Genomic DNA, 16,654 nt, shown 5'->3' on the forward strand with positions numbered 1-16,654 from the left:
AACCGCACGGTGTGCCCGGCACCGTGGCGGGCCCACGGCACATGCGCGACGACCACCCCGTGCTCACGGCACGACACCCGCGGCGCCGAAGCCTCTATGATCACCGTGGTCAGGCCGGCATCGAGGGCCCGCCACCGCCGTCGCCCCGCCCCACCGTCATAGCCGGGGCACCGGCGCCGGCACATCCCACACCGGGACCCGACCCGGGCGGCGGGCCGCACCGAGACCACCACACACGCGAGCTCATCGTCGAACTCGACAGCCTCCACGACCGTATTTTCGACACCGAGAATCCCAGCCCATATCCTGTTGTTGCGCACGCCGTTTTCCGTATCTGTAGCGACCTGACCTTAGACAAGCCGGAACGCTACGGGGACAACGGCGTGCGCCTCTATGCCGCCCTCAAACACCCACAGATCGGTCAGTAGAGCCCTATTTCGCACCCCTCTTCTTCCCCGCGGCAAGCGCTGCAACTTCGCTTTTAGCGGGACTCGCGGTGTTCGGCGCAGGGTTTGTCGCACGACCAGTTGGTGGACTCATCTTTGGGCGGATCGGCGATCGCGTTGGCCGGCGCCGCGCTCTCATCGCCAGTCTCACACTGATGGGCTTGTGCTCGGGCACAGTGGGATTGCTCCCGACCTACGACACTATCGGTATTTGGGCACCAGTTCTGCTCGTTCTCTTGCGGTTGGGGCAAGGCCTCTCCGCAGGTTCGGAAATGCTCGGTTCGGTCACGTTCGTACTCGAATCCGCACCCCCTCGTAAGCGGATCTTTCTGGCCTCACTCACCCCGTTCGGCGCTGCACTCGGAACTACCGTGGCAACCTCCGCTGTTTGGATTCTCAGTAGCACCGCTGACGCGGATTGGATGCGTCAGACAGGTTGGCGCGTACTGTTTCTCGCTGCGCTCCCTCTACTTCTTGTAGCAGTGCGGCTGCGAACCCGATTGGAAGATTCTCCTGAGTTCGACAAAATGGTGGAGAACAATCAGGTTGCCTCCACCCCGATCCGGACACTCTTCCGGAATCACGGGCGTACAATTCTTCTCGCCGGTGGTGTCGCAATCGCTGCAAACGGTACGGCCGGCCTCCTTGCATGGTTCTCTACCTACCTTGTCGGGTCCCGTGGACTGCAGAGCAGCACGGTCTTCTCAGCGCTTGCTCTCGCATCGGCTATCGGTGCCGCGAGCGTGCCCCTGTCGGGTTGGCTGACCGCGCGATTCGGTCAGCGACGCGTCGCGAGCATCATTCTTGCAGCGTTCATCGTGAGCGCCTTCCCCGTCCTGTGGCTGCTCGGCACCGGGGAAACGTTCATGCCGTTGGTGGTAGCGATAGTTGTCTACAACGTACTGAGCGTGGCGATGATGCCGCCAGCGTTCACATTGATCGCCCAACTGTTCCCGGCCAATCTCCGCTATAGCGGTTCGAACCTTGGCCAGAATATTGGAACCGTCCTTGGTGCCGGGCTGGCCCCCTTCATCGGTGCACAACTCGCGATCGTCAGCGGCTCGGTCTTCGGTCCGGCGATCTGGATCGTCGGGATCGCATCGATCGGATTGGCGGCTCTGGCTATACTTGCCCGGTCGTCGCATGGTTGACCAAGCACCTCGGATGACGGTGTCTCCACGACGAGTACACCACAGGGCGAACCAGGCTAATTACGAGTTCTACTGCCCTGACGGTTAACGATCTCGCCTCGGGTCGTCCGCTGCACCCGTGACCGCCGCGATGCAGGCGAGGCGAAGGTGAGCCCGGATCGTTTCGACTGATACGCCATGCTCATTGTGGACTCCGGCCGATGGACTCGTCCGCCGGCCGGAGTCCATTCCGGTACCAACGGCGCCCCATCAGTGTCATGACACCGCGGCGTCACCGGTCTGTCCGGGGTCCGATCAGCATCGAGGGTCGACCGTGACGGCGCCCGCTACATTCCCACACCAGTGTGGCCCGAATGAGGGCGTCTCCTTGGATTAGATGTGGGTGGTCTCTGCCCTACACCAGCTGGTCGAAGGAAGATCCGCTTCCTGTCGACCGTCACGTAATTGGATCCAGCGCACTTTCCGTGATTCGCATGGGCGCTTGACTATCCGACGTGTATGACACGTCTGCGGGGTAGGTCGAAGTTGGCTCGCCCGTACATCTGCCGGGTTTGAGCATCCGATTCAGGTGCCCCTCGACAGCGCCGGAACTGGGCGGCAGCGTCAGCCCCGGCGGTGACAGCATCGAGATCACGGACCAAACTGCAGCAACGACCGAAGTGCCGGTGATCCGCCTCGCCGGGTGCGGCCGATCCCCGCTGCCACAGATCGCGAAGGATTTCGGGATATCCGAGACCTGCCTGAAGAACTGGCTGCGCAACGCCGACATCGAGGACGGCACCCGACCCGGCGTCACCAGGGACGAGTCCGCCGAACTGCAGAAGGCCCGCAGGCGTATCCGGCTGCTCGAACAGGAGGCGGAGGTGATGCGTCGGGCGGTGTTCCGTGACCTTGCCGTTGACGGTGTCCCCGTCGCGGTGACCTGCCGGGTGCTGGGGTTCTCCCGGAAAGCGTTCTACCAGTGGAGCACCGATCCGGTCCCGCTGCGGGACTGGGACGATGCCCTTCTGATCAATGCCGCGCTCGACATCCACGCCGGCGATCCGGAGTTTCGGGTGGCATCCCGGTGGACCTTGGTGTCAACCGATACTCGGTGTCGGCGGCGTTGGCGGCCGCGCCGACTTGTGCACTGCCTCACCGATGACCACCGCCCCAGCTCCAGGTGGTGTCTCGGTCATGGTGCGCGATGACGGCACCGGGAACCGATGGTCGCCCGCGCTGCCCCAAGATACGGATCCCGCCCGGACTTGAGGTGATTGCGGTGGAGGACCGGGCGCCCGAGGAAGAAACACTCTCGCGTAAGCACCACCTCCTCTCGCTTCCGGGCGAGGTGGGGCATCAGTGATTTTCAGATTGCCGGGCAACGCCATCCGAGGCCATCGATTATCTTGACCGCCAGCGAACGGGGTGAGGTCCTTGGCGGCACTACCGTTGCAACCGCCATATTGGACTGCCTTCTCCGTCGGTCGGTCGGTCGGTCGAGCTGTCACAAGTGGGGATGTTCGGGGAGCGGACCTCAGGGTTCGCTCCTACGCCTCGTCGCCACACCCGTTATACAGGCGCTCGGCCAGCCACAACCAAGCCCGCCCTCTGCCGTTCGACTCGTGTATTCGAGGGCAGCACCGAGCATCAACCAAGGTTCAGGGATCGCCCGATGATATGCCGCATCACTTCGCTCGACCCTGCCAAGATCCTTTGAACTCGGGTATCTCGCCACAGCCTGGCGACCTCGTACTCATTCATGTAGCCGGCACCGCCGAACAGTTGCAGGCAGGCATCTACCGCCTCCCACTGGCGTTCTGTTACGAACATCTTCGCAATCGCAGCACGTTCAGGGCTGAGATCGCCGCGGACAAGGTCGGCGATGGCGTCGTCGGTGAAGGTTCGACATACCTCGGTCGCGGCCTTCACCTCCGCAAGGACGAACTGGGTATTTTGCAGTGCACCCAAGGGCTGCCCGAATACCATTCGTGTCCTGACGAACTCTGAAGTGAGTTCCAAGACACGCTCCATCACAGCCGTCGAGGTCACCGCGCATGCCACCCGCTCCTGCGCGAGGCCCTTCATCAGGTGGTAGAAGCCACGGCCCTCTTCCCCGATCAGATTCGCGGCCGGCACAAAAACATCGTCGAAGAACAACTCAGCAGTATCTTGAGCTTTCATTCCGATCTTGTCGAGATTGCGGCCTCGACTGAACCCGTCCATTCCCCGTTCGACCATCAGCAGACTGATTCCACGGTGCCCTGCGTCAGGATCGGTCTTGGCTACGACGATGACAAGGTCAGCGAGTATGCCGTTGGTGATATAGGTCTTAGACCCATTCAGCACATATCCGCCCGTGCTGGGCTTGGCCGTTGTCCGGATCGATTTCAGATCAGATCCGGCGCCGGGTTCCGTCATCGCGAGCGCGGTCACAAGTTCACCCGTAACCCATCCGGGTAGCCACCTCTGCTTCTGCTCATTGGTAGTCAGATCGATCAGATACGGGGGCATCACATCGTTGTGCAGCGAGTAGCCGAACCCCACCGACCCTGTCGCGATGAACTCTTCGGTCATGATGGCGTTGTACCGGAAGTCGCGTAAGCCGGAGCCACCGTAGTCCTCGGGCGCCTCCCATCCGAGTAGGCCGAGTTCGCCTGCACGGAGCCAGACTTCTCGATCTACCTGCCCTTGCTTTTCCCACTGCTCGGTGTGGGGTGCACATTCTTTTTCGAAGAACGATCTTGCGAGTTGACGGAATTCGTTGTGCTCGGTTTCGAAAATTTTGCGCTTCATATTCTTCCTCCAACTCGCCCAATGTCATGACGACTGACGTGGGCTTCGACCTCGGAACTATGGCAAAGCGACTAGCGCGGACCCTTCCAGCACCGTGCTTCCATCTCTGTGTGAGATGAGCAGGGAGCACCGGGCCGTCGTGCGGTCTCCTGCGGGTTCCAGGGCCACCACGCGGCCGGTAATGGTCAGCATTTCGCCGGCGATTGCGGGCGAAATATTGCGTTCCGCGAGTTCCAGCACGCACTGCGGGTTGCCGGTCCAGTGAGTTAGTAGCTCAACGTTGTATGCGCTGAGTAGGTTGGCTGTTACCAGGACGTCGTCGAAGCCTTCGGCCCGGGCTGCCTCGACGTCATAGTGGATCTTGTGCGATGTCCAGTAGGCGACGCCGAACAGGAACAGGGTGAGTCGGGTGGGCGTCCGCTCGAGGACCGGCAACTTATCGTCGATTTTCGGCTGCTCACCGCCGCGTAGGGGTGCGCTGTCGCTCATCGGAAGATCGTTGTCTGCTGGTATCGAGCCACAAGTGTTCCCTCATGGTTGTGATAGTCGGCTTCTGTGGTGACGAATACCAATGGTCCTGTGCGCCCATCTTTTTCGGTAATGTCTTTGAGTCGTTCGGTCACCGAGAGCACGTCCCCGACCTTCACGGGCTCGAGTAGCTCGTACTTGTGTCCCCCGGCCATGGTTCGACCGGACACTCCCTCGACGCCGAGGAACGAGTACTGCCCGTCAGCACCCAGGTCGGCCTCTGCCACCACCCGTCGACAAACTGCGTGGAAGAACAGCGGAGGAGTGACGATCGCAGCATGTGGATCGTCCGGGTCTCCCCACTCTTCTGGACGGCCGCCGGTGGCGGCAACGTATTCTCGCAATTGGCGCAATGATACCGGGTCACTGCGATACGTGGCGGTAACCGTTCCGACAGCGTCTCGAGCGGCTGCCGAAACGACGGGTCCCGCACTCACAGTCGGCTACCTGATGTCGCGTGTTCGGCGTGCGGCAAGTTGCCTTCTGCGAGTTCGAGGCCCAGTCGATCGATTCCGCCAAATTCCAAACGCAGGGAGTTCATTCGCATCGTGAACAGGTGAAGCCCGAATTCGAGGGTGAAGCTGCGGGCGCCACACATCTGCATCAGGTCTGGGACCAGGGTCGCCGCTGTGTCGGATGCGTACCATGATGCTCGTCGGATCGCGCGTGGATCTTCGCTGAAGGCCGCTTCGCGGCCAAGCCACCTTGTTGCTTCTGCGGAGACCGCGGCCTCGGCGAGGCGATGTCTGAGGGCCTGCAGTGAACTCAACGGGCGACCGAACTGAACGCGTGAGACGAGATGGTCGGCAGTCTTCTCCACCGCCGTGCGAGCATTGCCCGCGATCTCGGCGACCATGGCCAGCCGCCACCGCGCACGCAGAATGTCCTCGGCACCGTCGGTGAGACGAATGCCCTCACCTTTCGGCCGGAAATGAGCGTAGGTGAAGCCGAAGCTGGTCTCGGCGGGGACAACGGAATCTGCCACCGACTCGTACAGTCGTGTCCGGTCCCCGTCGAGGACGACGATGGACGATGCGCTGTTCGCAAACCGCACTGGGCCGCGGCGATGCGCTTCGGTTACTGCGATGCTGCCCGGCGGAAGCCCCTCGGGAAGGCAGTCTGCAAGGAGCGCACGGAGACCAAAGGTGCTGCTGGTACCGATCCGTGCCAGCTCCTCTGCGACCAGGAATCGGTCGAGGACGCAGGCGTCAGACAAGACATCGCTCGCCTCGAGTTTCTGATCGAGCTGTTCGGTCTCAGCAGCCGGACCACCGGCTGCTTCGACGATGTCTGCGACAGTCGCCAGCCTCAGTCCTTGGCTCTCACTGATGTCGAAATCCATGATCTACCTTCCCACAGCTCCGAGCAGCGACCGCGCGATCATGTTGAGCTGAACTTCCACGCTGCCACCACCTAGTCCTGCAATCATCGAGGTTTTCAGTTGCGAGTTGCCCATCGATCCGCGCTCGATGCTCTCGTCTTCGAACATCTGGAGGGCCAGGTCGGCCACCACGCGTTCGCATCGGACGATCGCTACCCGAGCAAGGCTGACTTCGAGATTTTCCGAGCGACCGCAGCTTCGCGCGTGGATGGCCTGATAGACAAGTAGCTTCGCGGCCTCACATGACGCCTCGGCCTCGGCCAGTCGGGTCTTGATTCCGTCTCGGACCAACCATCCTCGCTCGTCCGCGATCTGCCGAAGCCGCCCGGTGACCAGGGCCGCACGCGCATAGCGAGGACCGCCGATTCGTTCGTGCGAGAGTGCCTCTCGGACTACTTTCCAACCGCTGTTTTCCGGGCCGAGACGTGTTGCCGCAGGAACCCGCACGTTCGTGAAAGTCAGTCGATTGAACTCGTGGATGTCGAGGACGCTGGGAATCGGTTCGATCGCGAATCCCGGCGTATCGGTGGGCACGAGAAAGATCGAGATGCCCGCGTTGCCCGTGGACTCCGGATCAGTCCGGGCGAGCACGAAACAGAATTCGGCTTCTCCGGCGTAGGAGGTCCACAGCTTTTCCCCGTTGATGATGTACTCGTCACCGTCGCGAACCGCACTGGTCCGCATATTGGCGAGGTCGGTTCCGGCCTCCGCTTCGGAGAAGCCCTGGCACCAGAACACATCGCCCCTGCTGATCCGGCCGAGGTGATAGTTACGCTGTTCCGGTGTACCCGCATTGATGATCGCCGGGCCGATCCAGTTGACATTCATGTATTGCGATCCGCGGGGTTCGCCGGCACTCCAGAGCTCTTCACCGAGGATGATGAACTGCCAGGGGGACCCTGCCGCGCCTCCGTATTCAACCGGCCAGTGGGGGGTCAGCCAGCCCTTGTCCCCGAGCTTGCGGCAAAAGTCGAGGATGAAGTCTGACGCCGGCTCTTCTCCCGGGATCAGGTCCGACCATCGTTCAGGGAGTTCATCCGTGATGAATTCCTTCAATTGCGATCTGAAGTCGGCGTCTTCGTCTCGCCACCCGAACTCCATGTGACCTCCATACGGTGAGTGCCTTCATTTATAACTAGGTTAACGTAGCTTCAGATGACTTCACAGTCCATAAAAAAACGTTTTGGTCACACTTGGAGCAGAGCGCCCGTCACACGACGTCCGCCGGCCATCGAATTGCGCCGATGCCGAGAAAGTTCGAGTGCGCGCGGGTCTCTTCGCTATTGGGGTGGAAGATCAGCTCGATGCGATTGCCGTCCGGATCGCGAAGGAAGGTGATCGTTGTCTTTTGCCCGCCACCGAAAGCATGGTCGAGTTGCGCGCAGAAAGCCCCGCCGTGCCGAAGGGCGTTGTCGACGGCTTCGCGCATATCGGGGACAATCACGCTGATGTGGGCGTAGCCGACTTCCCGCGGGTCCCTGGGCCAGGCGCTCTTCGGGAGGGCCTCACGGTATTCGAGCAATTCGAGCAGGGTCACGCCCAGCCGGAGGAAGATTCCACGAAAGCCCGTGCGGGGCACTCCCATGATTGCGGCAACCTCACACCCGGCGGCGGAGTACTCCTCGCCCGGGCCGAATCCGAGTCCACTGCAGTAGAAATCGACGGCCTGGTCGAGGTTCGACACACTCACCGCGATGTGCGAGAACGCCGCTACTCCCCGCGCCATTGAGGGTGTCTTCTCTCCGTGAACGCCAAGGCTCCCTCTTTGGCGTCGGACGAGTTGTTCACCGTCTCCATCAGCCGGCGTTGTTCCACCCACCCTTCCTTCTCGGTCCAGTCCGAAGTGCGGCGCGCGATTTCCTTCGTCGCGGCGACGGCGAGCGGACCGTTCCCGGCGATCACTGCCGCAAGCTCTCGAGCCGTGTCGAGCGCCTCACCTGTCGGTACCACCCGGTTCACCAAGCCCATAGCTGCAGCTCGCGCGGCATCGATCGGCTCGCCGGTCAACAACAACTCCATCGCGAACGCCGGCGGGATCAGCTTGGGCAAGCGCAAAGCTCCACCCCCGCCGGCGACCAGCGCTCGCTTGACCTCGGGCACACCGAACTTCGCATCCTCGCCGGCGACAACCATGTCGCAGGCGAGCATCAATTCGAGGCCACCCGCCAACGCCCACCCCTCCACCGCTGCAATGAGCGGTTTGCGCGGCGGCCGTTCGGTCAATCCTCCGAGGCCGCGCCCCGGAATCTCCGGCGTGTCGCCGGTCAGGAAGGCCTTGAGGTCCATACCCGCACAGAATGTTTGCCCCGCCCCGGTCAGTACTCCCACCGAGATCGAGTCGTTCTCGTCCAATTCGTCGAGCGCTCGGGCCAGCCCGCGTGCCGCCTCGCCGTCGATGGCATTGCGCACCTGCGGCCGGTTGAGCGTGGTGATCAAGATTCTGCCGACTTGCTCGGTGATCACAGTGTCTGTCACGTCTACTCCTTCGTCTCCACTCGAATCCCTACTTCGGGCCCATTCGGATCGCACCATCGATGCGGATCGTTTCGCCATTGATGTATGGATTCGAGAGCAGGTGCGAAACTAGCTCGGCGAACTCCGGCGGCGAACCGAGTCGCTTCGGGAAGGGAACCGCATCACCCAACGATTGGCGGATAGTTGCATCCACAGCCATCATTGGCGGGGTCTCGAACGTTCCGGGTGCGACGGTGTTGACTCGAATCCCGGCGGCGGCCAGGTCTCTCGCGAGGGGCAGCGTCATGCCCACAATTCCCGCTTTCGCCGCCGCGTAGGCGACCTGTCCGATCTGACCCTCGAACGCCGCCACGCTGGCGGTGTTCACGATCGATCCGCGCTCACCGTTGACGTCGGGGGTGTTCCGGCTCATCGCCGTGGCTGCGATCCGCGTCATGTTGAAGGTCCCGAGGACGTTCAGGGCCATTGTCTTGGCGAAGTTGCCGAGCGGGTGCGCCGATGTGTACTCACCGTCGCGGCCGATCGTGCGCGATCCCCAGCCGCCACCGGCGCAATTGACGAGATACCGGAGGGGTGCCACTGACACCGCTGATTCGATCGCCTCGATCGCCTGACTCTCGTCGGTGATATCCGTATGGACGAAGGAACCACCGAGCACCTGGGCGAGGCGCGTACCCGCCTCGTCCTGGATATCGAGAACAACGACGTGCAGGTCAGGGCGCTTCGCGAGCAGCCGTGCGGTGGCCATCCCCAAGCCGGACGCGGCACCGGTCACGATTGCGGTCTGCTGAGCTGTCATGCTTCGGTCAGCTCTCCCTTTTGGCCGAACCGGAACAGCTTCCGAGCGTTGAGTTCGACCATTCGATGGACCTCGTCATCGGGAACGTCCGCGAACGACTTGGATGCGTACTTGCGGGTGTTGGGCCACTGCGAATCCGAGTGCGGGTAGTCGACCTCGAACGTGATGTTGTCGATACCGATGAGTTCCCGCGACTGGATACCGAAATTGTCGTCGATGAAGCAACCCCAGAAGTGCTTCCTGAACAGATCGGAGGGCTTCGTCTCGCGATCGATGTCCTCGTACCAGCGATGACGCTCCCAGACGTAATCACACCTTTCGAGGATGTAGGGAATCCATCCGATACCGCCCTCGGCGAGCACGATCTTCAGCCGCGGGTGCCGCTGCAGGACGCCCGAGAACAACAGGTCCGTCGTCGTCGCCATCAGATTCGTGCTGTAGAGCGCGATCGAGACTGCCAGCGGCGCGTCATCGGTGAATCCAGGAACGTGGCTCGAGGATCCGAAGTGCAAGCAGAGCGGGAGACCGGCATCTTCGCATGCGGTGAAGACCGCATCCCAGTGATCGGTATGGAAGGACGGCAGCCCGAGGGGGGCCGGATTTTCAGGGAAGGTGATCCCGCGAGCTCCCATCGCCGCAACCCGCTGAATCTCTTTCACACACAGGGCGGTATCCCAGACCGGAAGCATCGCCAGCGGAATGAATCGGCCGGGCGCCGAACCGCTCCACTCCCCGATCGAGAAATCATTCCATGCCTGGACGCACAGGTGCGCCAGCGTCGGGTCCTCGGCCTGGAGGAACACCCTGCCCGCGAAGCCCGGGAAGGACGGATAGCACATAGCTGCCTGCACACCGTCGAGATCCATGTCCTTGGCACGCTCTACCGGGTCGTAACACCCCGGGATCATGTCTTCGTAGCGGACCGGTTCCATACCGAAATCCTTGGCATCCTTGCCGGCGACTGCGTTCAGACCGATCTGGGGGTAACGGCGACCCTCGTAGGTCCATACATGATGCCCCTTCTCATCCTCGATGATGCTCGGGCCTGCCTCCAAGTACTTCATCGGTAGGCGGTCCATGAACACCCGTGGCGGTTCGATCAGGTGGTCATCCACCGACAGAATCTGCATGTAGTCCTGAAGTGGCATCAGTGCCTCCTTGTGGTCACGGCGTGAGCGCTGTCGCAAGCTCCGCCGGGGCGAAATTCTTCTCATGGTTTGTAACCTGGTGAGATATGATCCAAGCTAGTCGCACCATGCTGTTGACGCAATGAGGTACCGACATTCGGGCCCCCCGGAGACGAGCGGAGAAAGTAATGAGCATCAAGAATCACGGTTCGGTAGACGCCTTTCCACAACGGGACGAAGACGACGACGATCTCGATTTGTTGACCTACAACGAGGCGCGGGTGCGACTGGCGGAGGAGGTCGCGGTCGAGGAACGACGCCTGGCGGACCTACGGCAACGTGCCGAGACGGAGCCGAACGCCGCACTGGACCACACGATTTCCGGTTCCGTCCGCAGACTCGATGGGTTGCGGGATGCGTTGCGGCGTACTTCGACTCACGCGATAACCGAGGCGAACGCTGCAGAGTTCTACGGTCGCGATCCCAAGGAATTCCACACCTAGGGATTGCCCCCGGGGGACCCGCGCTGATATATAACTAGGACAACTAGGCCAGTATTGACGGAGGGTGGGCCTCGATGGGCGCGAATAACATCTCTACGCGGAAAGAGTCCGACCTTCCGTTCCTCGACGTCCTGAGCGACGAGTTCGAGCGGGAGTCGCTGGACGTCCTCCGCGAGGCGCTCACCGAAGGACCGGTCCACCGGAGCAGGCGCGGCGTCGAGGTCCTCGACTATGCGACCGTTTCCGAACTCATCACCGATCCTCGTCTCGACTCACAGAGCGCATCGGTCTACGAACGGATGGGTGGCCCCAAGTCGTTAATTGAGTTTGCCGACGAGGGGTTGTTGGTCGCGATGAACGGCGACAAACATCGCCGGATCAGACGGGTTCTCAGCGCCGGTTTTCGGGTGCGCCACGTCACCGAGCGTCGGCACGACATGAGTGCGGCGGCCGCTGCGCTGACCGATCAATGGGTCAACGGCCGGTGCGACTTCGTTGCCGACTTCAGCAGCCCCTTCCCCATGCGGGTGTTGTGCGAGCTTCTGGGAATACCCTCCCAAGACATCTGGATCTTCACAGCTGCCGCGACCGAACTCCACCTGCTGGCGGCAGTTCCGCTGGCACCGCACTTCCCTCGCATCGACGCGGCACTGCGCACCCTCGCCGAGTACGTCACCGAACTCGTCGCGACCAGAAAGAAGCGGCCCGAACGCGATGTCATCAGCTCCCTGATCGCCGTACAAGACACGGAAGGCAAACTCACCGACGCGGAACTGGCGTGGAGCCTGGTCAACTTGATCTTCGCCGGACAGGACACCACCCGCTACCAGCTGGCATCCGCTGTTCTGGAACTCGTCCAACACAATGCATGGGACCGGCTCCACGACGACCCCTCGCTCGTACCCGCGGCAGTTGATGAAGCCCTCCGCATGCGGCCGGTGACCCGTTTCGTCGTCCGCATCCCGCGTGAACCGATCGTGATCCACGACGTCCGCGTGGAACCGGGCCGACGAATCATCTTGAACCTTCTCTCCGCCAGCCACGATCCCGCGCGTTTCGCCGACCCCGGCCGGCTCCGCCTCGATCGCGCCGAGCGATACGACCTCCCGTTTGGCTGGGGAATGCATCACTGCCTCGGCGCAGCCCTTGCGCGCACCGAAATGGAAGCGGCATTAACCCTACTGACGTCACGCTTCACCGACGTACAGATCGCCGAGGCACCACAAATGACCGCCCCAGCCGGCATGTTGCACGGCCCGGAAAAGCTGTCACTGACCTTCCAACACCGATAGCACCACAGATCACCGAACTCCGAAGGAACACCTCTATGACCGCCGAACTCGATCTCACCTCCCAGTCCGTCACGGCAGAGAGCCTCCCGTCGACGCTCGTCCGAAGCCTGCGAGGTCGGGTACTCGAACCCGGTACCGCGGAGTACGAGCGGGTGTGCACTTTGTACAACGGGATGATCACCAAGTCTCCGGGAGTCGTCATTCAGTGCCTGGGCCCCGCCGACGTCGCGGAAGTACTCCGCTGGGCCGACGACAACAGCGTCCCCTTCGCCGTCCGTGCCGGCGGGCATAACGTTGCCGGTAATGCCCTCAACGACGGGGGCCTGGTCCTCGACGTCTCATCGATGAAGGGTGCACACGTCGACCCGAGCGGGCGGACCATCCGCGTCCAGCCCGGCGTGAACTGGGGCGAGTTCGACCGGGAGACGCAAGGCTTTGGGCTGACCACCACGGGTGGGAACATCTCCTCGACCGGTGTCGCCGGTTTGACACTCGGCGGCGGGATCGGCTGGCTCATGAGGAAGCACGGCCTCGCATGCGACAGCTTGGTCGGCGCCGACCTCATCACTCCTGGTGGACACCACGTGCGCGCGGACCAAGATTCGAACCCCGAACTGTTGTGGGGCCTTCGCGGCGGCGGCGGGAACTTCGGGGTGGTGACCGCGTTCGATTTCGAGCTTCACGAGTACACCACGCCGGTCACGATTGGGGTCGCCACGTATCCGGTAGATGCACTCGGCGAGGTCATCGGCCACTACCGGCAGCAGACCCGCGAGGCGGACGACGACCTCATCATCGCAATCAACCTTCTCACCATTCCCGGCCAGGGACCCAGCGTGACACTCTTCTCCGCGTGGTTCGGCAATCCGGAGGAGGGCGCGAAGGTCATCAACTCGGTCGTCGGATTCGGGCACCCGACCAACGTGACGCAGAAGCAGATGGCATATCGCGACTTCCACTGCATGTTCGACAAGACGTTCGCGAGCGGTCAGCGCAACTACTGGAAGTCCGGGTTCTTCAATGAACTCACCGACGATCTGGTCGGTGAGCTGGCCAAGCATTTCGCGGCTGTCCCCTCCCAGCGGACCGTTCTGGCGGTAGAGCAGATGGGCGGAGCGATCACCCGGATCCCTGAATCCTCGGCGGCGTTCCCGCACAGGGCATCAGCCTTCAGCTTCCTTGCGACGTCGATGTGGCAAAACCCAGCGGACGATCAGAAGAACGTCAGCTGGACTCGCGACCTGTGGAGCGGAATCGAGAGGTACACCACCGGCGTGTACTCCAACTTCCTGTCCACAGGTGAGGCAGCCACCCAGGTGGTGGACTCCTACGGGGCAAGTTACGAGCGCTTGTCCAAGCTGAAGAAGCAGTATGACCCCCAGAACCTGCTGCGGTACAACCAGAACATCTCCTGATCGACTGATTGCGGTGGTCTGCCGGACAGTCAGTCCGCCAGACCGCCGCAGATGCCCGCCCCGTGACGGCCACACAGTCGCATATCGCCCAGGAGATCCGCGACAGGATCAATCCGCGGTCCGAATCGTCGAAACTGCTGGGGCGAGTTGATGCCCTGCCGCTCGGCTGCGAGTGCCGCAACCGTCCGTCACCCGACACCGCTCGGCCTCAGCCCACGGGTATGCGCGTGTCCGAGGCCCCCAGAAGGAACGCACTGCGGGTGTGGTGCGTGAAACCTCGGCCGCAAGGTTCACTGGGCGCGAACCACCGGATCTTCGTCTACTCCGTTGCATGACCGTAGTTCGGCCTTCCTCGGTCGCGAGTACCCCGGGAAGGGCAAGATCCGATTCAGGTAGCGACTATTGGCGCGCACCGCCGCCACCACACGTCGGGACGCATTGGTTTCCGGGCCACGGGATCGCCCACACATATTCCGGTGGCGCGATATCCTTCTCGCCACTCGAAGGTGGATACGACGTCGTGCCCGGCTCGGCAAGTTCGGGGATCCGAAGTGCCAGCCCGGGTCTGACCGGAGAACGGGGAAGATCTTTGCCAGCAGGTCCAATCGGTCCGCTTCCGCCGATATGCCCGCGTTGTCGAGCTCATGGCAGTGTGTTGGTCGATGGTCCTCCCACACACTCGAGATTCGCTCGGGATTCGCTCGGGAATTGTGATCACGCCAGCAGATGGCCCTCTCCGCGTGCTCAGAACCGGCGGAGAGGCATCTGTGGCGTCGCAATACTGTGCGCGGGCGAGGAAGTCCCTCGTGCGGAGACTATCCTTGTCCCCGGACCACGTTCATCATGGACTCCGGATCCACAAACTTCACCCGCGGCTTGCCGCGTGTGGAACCTGCTTTTCGTTCGGCCGAATCGATACGGTTCCAGCCTGCCAGGTCGACGACATCGGGGGCCCGATCTGTCAGCATCTGGTCGAGACGCGCGCGACCCGGGACAGGTTGCAGAATCCCTGCGCCGAAGTCGTCAAGGAGGGCGCCCACGGTCTCTTCCGCACATTTCTTGTTGCTGCCGATGACCCCCGTCGGTCCGCGTTTGATCCACCCAACGGTGTATGTACCCGCTACGGGCTGACCCTCAGCACGATCGAGAACACGGCCGCTGTCGTTGGGAATGACGGCTCGCCTCTGATCGAATGGGACCCCGGGAATCTCATTTCCACGGTATCCGATCGACCGGAGCACTAGGCCGCAGTCGATGGTTTCACCACCCGAGAATGCCACCGCTCGCGCAGTGGCATCGTCGTTGTAGACCAGCGAGTTGTTCGTTAGACGTATACCCGAGACGCGCTCAGAGCCGAGGATATCAGCCGGTGATTTCAAGTAACGCAATACAATTCGCTTCTTCGCCCCCGTTGTTGGACGTGAAGCGATCTCAGCTGCCAGCTCGGCTTTGATCCGAACCGAGGCGGTGGTCTTCCCGCGTGAGATCAAGTCATGAGTAATTCCATCGAGTTCAGCTTCCTCGTTCTCGATGACCAGGTCGACGTCTGGTAGGTGCAGCAGTGCCAACAACTCGGAGTTGGTGTATGCGGCCTGAGCGGGGCCACGCCGGCCGAGTATCACGACCTCCCGAATGTTACTGCGGCGCAGAGCCTCGATCGCATGGTCTGCGATATCAGTCCGATCCAGCTCGTCCGGATCGGCTACGAGAATCCGCGCCACGTCCAACGCAACATTGCCATTACCCACGACTACCGCCCGTTCACCTGACAGATCGAAGCGTGCGTCAGCGAAATCGGGATGCCCGTTGTACCAGGAGACGAACTCGGTGGCTGCGTGGCTACCTACAAGATCCTCACCAGGAATGTCGAGCCGACGATCACCAGCTGCGCCCACCGCATAAATCACGGCAGTGTGGGTCTCGAGCAACTCGGCATGGCTCAGGTCCTCGCCGATCGTCACACCTAGATGGAGGTGGACATTGGGTTTTGACACCGTCCGCTTGAATAGGTTGGTGATCGTCTTGGTTCCCGGATGATCAGGGGCAACGCCGGATCGAATCAGACCGAACGGGGTGAGCAACCGGTCGTACATGTCTACCTCGGCGCCGCGATGCTTCGCCACCTCCGCGGCCGCATAGCAGGCCGCGGGTCCCGACCCGACGACCGCTACCCGCAGGCCGGCATAGTCCGCGGTGCGACGCTGCCGAGGGATCGTCCTGTTTGCATCCGGGTCGATCGGGTTTTGAACGTAGTAGGCCTCGTTGATTTCCGCGTATCGCTGTTCGTTATCTGACAGTTCGATGTCGACTCGGACCGCGTCGACTGGGCACGCCTCTGCGCAGGCTCCACAGTCGATGCACGTGGCGGGATCGATGAACAACATCTCCGTGGTCATGAACGCGGCCTCGTCCGGGGTGGGATGGATGCAATTGACTGGGCATACCGAAACGCAGGAGGCGTCGTTACAACAGGCCTGGGTGATGACGTAGGTCATGGCTCATTCCTCACATAGCAATTCAACAAGGACTGGATTGCCCGTTCCCGAGGCGGCACCGTTCGGCACGTGGCACTTCGTCAAGGCGCACTAACCAATTCGACAATGCATCGCAGGTCGCACCAGTACAGGCACACCGTCGCCGGTCGGCCGCCCTGGACAATGAAGCCGCCAGCTCCACCGCTTGCCTGAGTATCCATACGGCCCGCCATGCAACTACCAGTGATGTGGATCATACCTTACTTATGTACATATGAGGAAGGGGTG

Annotated in this window: 14 protein-coding genes and 2 pseudogenes; 5 read left to right on the forward strand and 11 right to left on the reverse strand. The window is 62.0% G+C overall.

The window, feature by feature from the left end; translation table 11 throughout:
• On the reverse strand, positions 1-320 hold a 320-nt coding region (locus ACFWAY_RS45155), incomplete at its 3' end, for a transposase family protein (RefSeq protein WP_378515140.1).
• Positions 321-478: 158 nt separating this feature from the next.
• Here ACFWAY_RS45155 and ACFWAY_RS45160 point away from each other — a divergent pair.
• A pseudogene (locus ACFWAY_RS45160) lies at positions 479-1,597 on the forward strand (MFS transporter); the annotation flags it as partial.
• 629 nt (positions 1,598-2,226) lie between these two features.
• Positions 2,227-2,649: pseudogene (locus ACFWAY_RS45165) on the forward strand (IS3 family transposase); the annotation flags it as partial.
• Positions 2,650-3,226: 577 nt separating this feature from the next.
• Here the strand turns inward: ACFWAY_RS45165 and ACFWAY_RS45170 are convergent.
• The 9 genes from ACFWAY_RS45170 to ACFWAY_RS45210 all read right to left on the reverse strand — a co-directional run bounded on the left by ACFWAY_RS45170 (position 3,227) and on the right by ACFWAY_RS45210 (position 10,703).
• Positions 3,227-4,372, reverse strand: a complete 1,146-nt coding sequence (locus ACFWAY_RS45170) for an acyl-CoA dehydrogenase family protein (protein ID WP_378515141.1) — start codon at positions 4,370-4,372, stop codon at positions 3,227-3,229.
• 57 nt (positions 4,373-4,429) lie between these two features.
• Positions 4,430-4,861 (reverse strand): hypothetical protein, encoded by a 432-nt coding sequence (locus ACFWAY_RS45175; protein ID WP_378515142.1) that lies wholly within the window; start codon positions 4,859-4,861, stop codon positions 4,430-4,432.
• Positions 4,858-5,337: a MaoC family dehydratase N-terminal domain-containing protein gene (locus ACFWAY_RS45180; protein ID WP_378515144.1), complete on the reverse strand. Its 480-nt coding sequence runs from the start codon at positions 5,335-5,337 to the stop codon at positions 4,858-4,860. Before ACFWAY_RS45180 ends, ACFWAY_RS45175 begins: the two co-directional genes overlap by 4 nt.
• Positions 5,334-6,242 (reverse strand): acyl-CoA dehydrogenase family protein, encoded by a 909-nt coding sequence (locus tag ACFWAY_RS45185; protein ID WP_378515145.1) that lies wholly within the window; start codon positions 6,240-6,242, stop codon positions 5,334-5,336. Before ACFWAY_RS45185 ends, ACFWAY_RS45180 begins: the two co-directional genes overlap by 4 nt.
• 3 nt (positions 6,243-6,245) lie before the next feature.
• Positions 6,246-7,382: an acyl-CoA dehydrogenase family protein gene (locus ACFWAY_RS45190; RefSeq protein WP_378515146.1), complete on the reverse strand. Its 1,137-nt coding sequence runs from the start codon at positions 7,380-7,382 to the stop codon at positions 6,246-6,248.
• A 109-nt stretch (positions 7,383-7,491) separates the two neighbouring features.
• Positions 7,492-8,007: a VOC family protein gene (locus tag ACFWAY_RS45195; protein ID WP_378515147.1), complete on the reverse strand. Its 516-nt coding sequence runs from the start codon at positions 8,005-8,007 to the stop codon at positions 7,492-7,494.
• On the reverse strand, positions 7,992-8,756 hold the full coding sequence (locus ACFWAY_RS45200; RefSeq protein ID WP_378515148.1) for a crotonase/enoyl-CoA hydratase family protein: 765 nt from the start codon (positions 8,754-8,756) through the stop codon (positions 7,992-7,994). The genes ACFWAY_RS45195 and ACFWAY_RS45200 overlap by 16 nt, the downstream gene beginning before the upstream one ends.
• A gap of 28 nt (positions 8,757-8,784) precedes the next feature.
• The gene (locus ACFWAY_RS45205) at positions 8,785-9,555 is read right to left on the reverse strand and encodes an SDR family NAD(P)-dependent oxidoreductase (RefSeq protein WP_378515149.1); all 771 of its coding nucleotides are present in this window, start codon (positions 9,553-9,555) and stop codon (positions 8,785-8,787) included.
• The gene (locus ACFWAY_RS45210) at positions 9,552-10,703 is read right to left on the reverse strand and encodes an amidohydrolase family protein (RefSeq protein ID WP_378515150.1); all 1,152 of its coding nucleotides are present in this window, start codon (positions 10,701-10,703) and stop codon (positions 9,552-9,554) included. The genes ACFWAY_RS45205 and ACFWAY_RS45210 overlap by 4 nt, the downstream gene beginning before the upstream one ends.
• A 167-nt stretch (positions 10,704-10,870) precedes the next feature.
• On the opposite strand from ACFWAY_RS45210, the gene ACFWAY_RS45215 reads away from it, so the two are divergent.
• From ACFWAY_RS45215 to ACFWAY_RS45225, 3 genes are all read left to right on the forward strand, one after another.
• Positions 10,871-11,185 carry a hypothetical protein gene (locus ACFWAY_RS45215; RefSeq protein ID WP_378515152.1) on the forward strand — a complete coding sequence of 105 codons (315 nt, stop codon included), beginning with the start codon at positions 10,871-10,873 and terminating at the stop codon, positions 11,183-11,185.
• A 74-nt stretch (positions 11,186-11,259) separates the two neighbouring features.
• Positions 11,260-12,477, forward strand: coding sequence for a cytochrome P450 (locus ACFWAY_RS45220; RefSeq protein WP_378515153.1), 1,218 nt, complete (start codon positions 11,260-11,262; stop codon positions 12,475-12,477).
• 35 nt (positions 12,478-12,512) lie between these two features.
• A complete protein-coding gene (locus ACFWAY_RS45225) occupies positions 12,513-13,892 on the forward strand; it encodes an FAD-binding oxidoreductase (RefSeq protein WP_378515155.1) in 1,380 nt (459 codons plus the stop codon).
• An 815-nt stretch (positions 13,893-14,707) separates the two neighbouring features.
• Here ACFWAY_RS45225 and ACFWAY_RS45230 read toward each other — a convergent pair.
• Positions 14,708-16,387, reverse strand: coding sequence for an FAD-dependent oxidoreductase (locus ACFWAY_RS45230; RefSeq protein ID WP_378515156.1), 1,680 nt, complete (start codon positions 16,385-16,387; stop codon positions 14,708-14,710).
• Positions 16,388-16,654: the final 267 nt, after the last annotated feature.

The sequence above is a fragment of the Rhodococcus sp. NPDC059968 genome (assembly GCF_042738615.1).
Lineage (GTDB): Bacteria > Actinomycetota > Actinomycetes > Mycobacteriales > Mycobacteriaceae > Rhodococcus_F.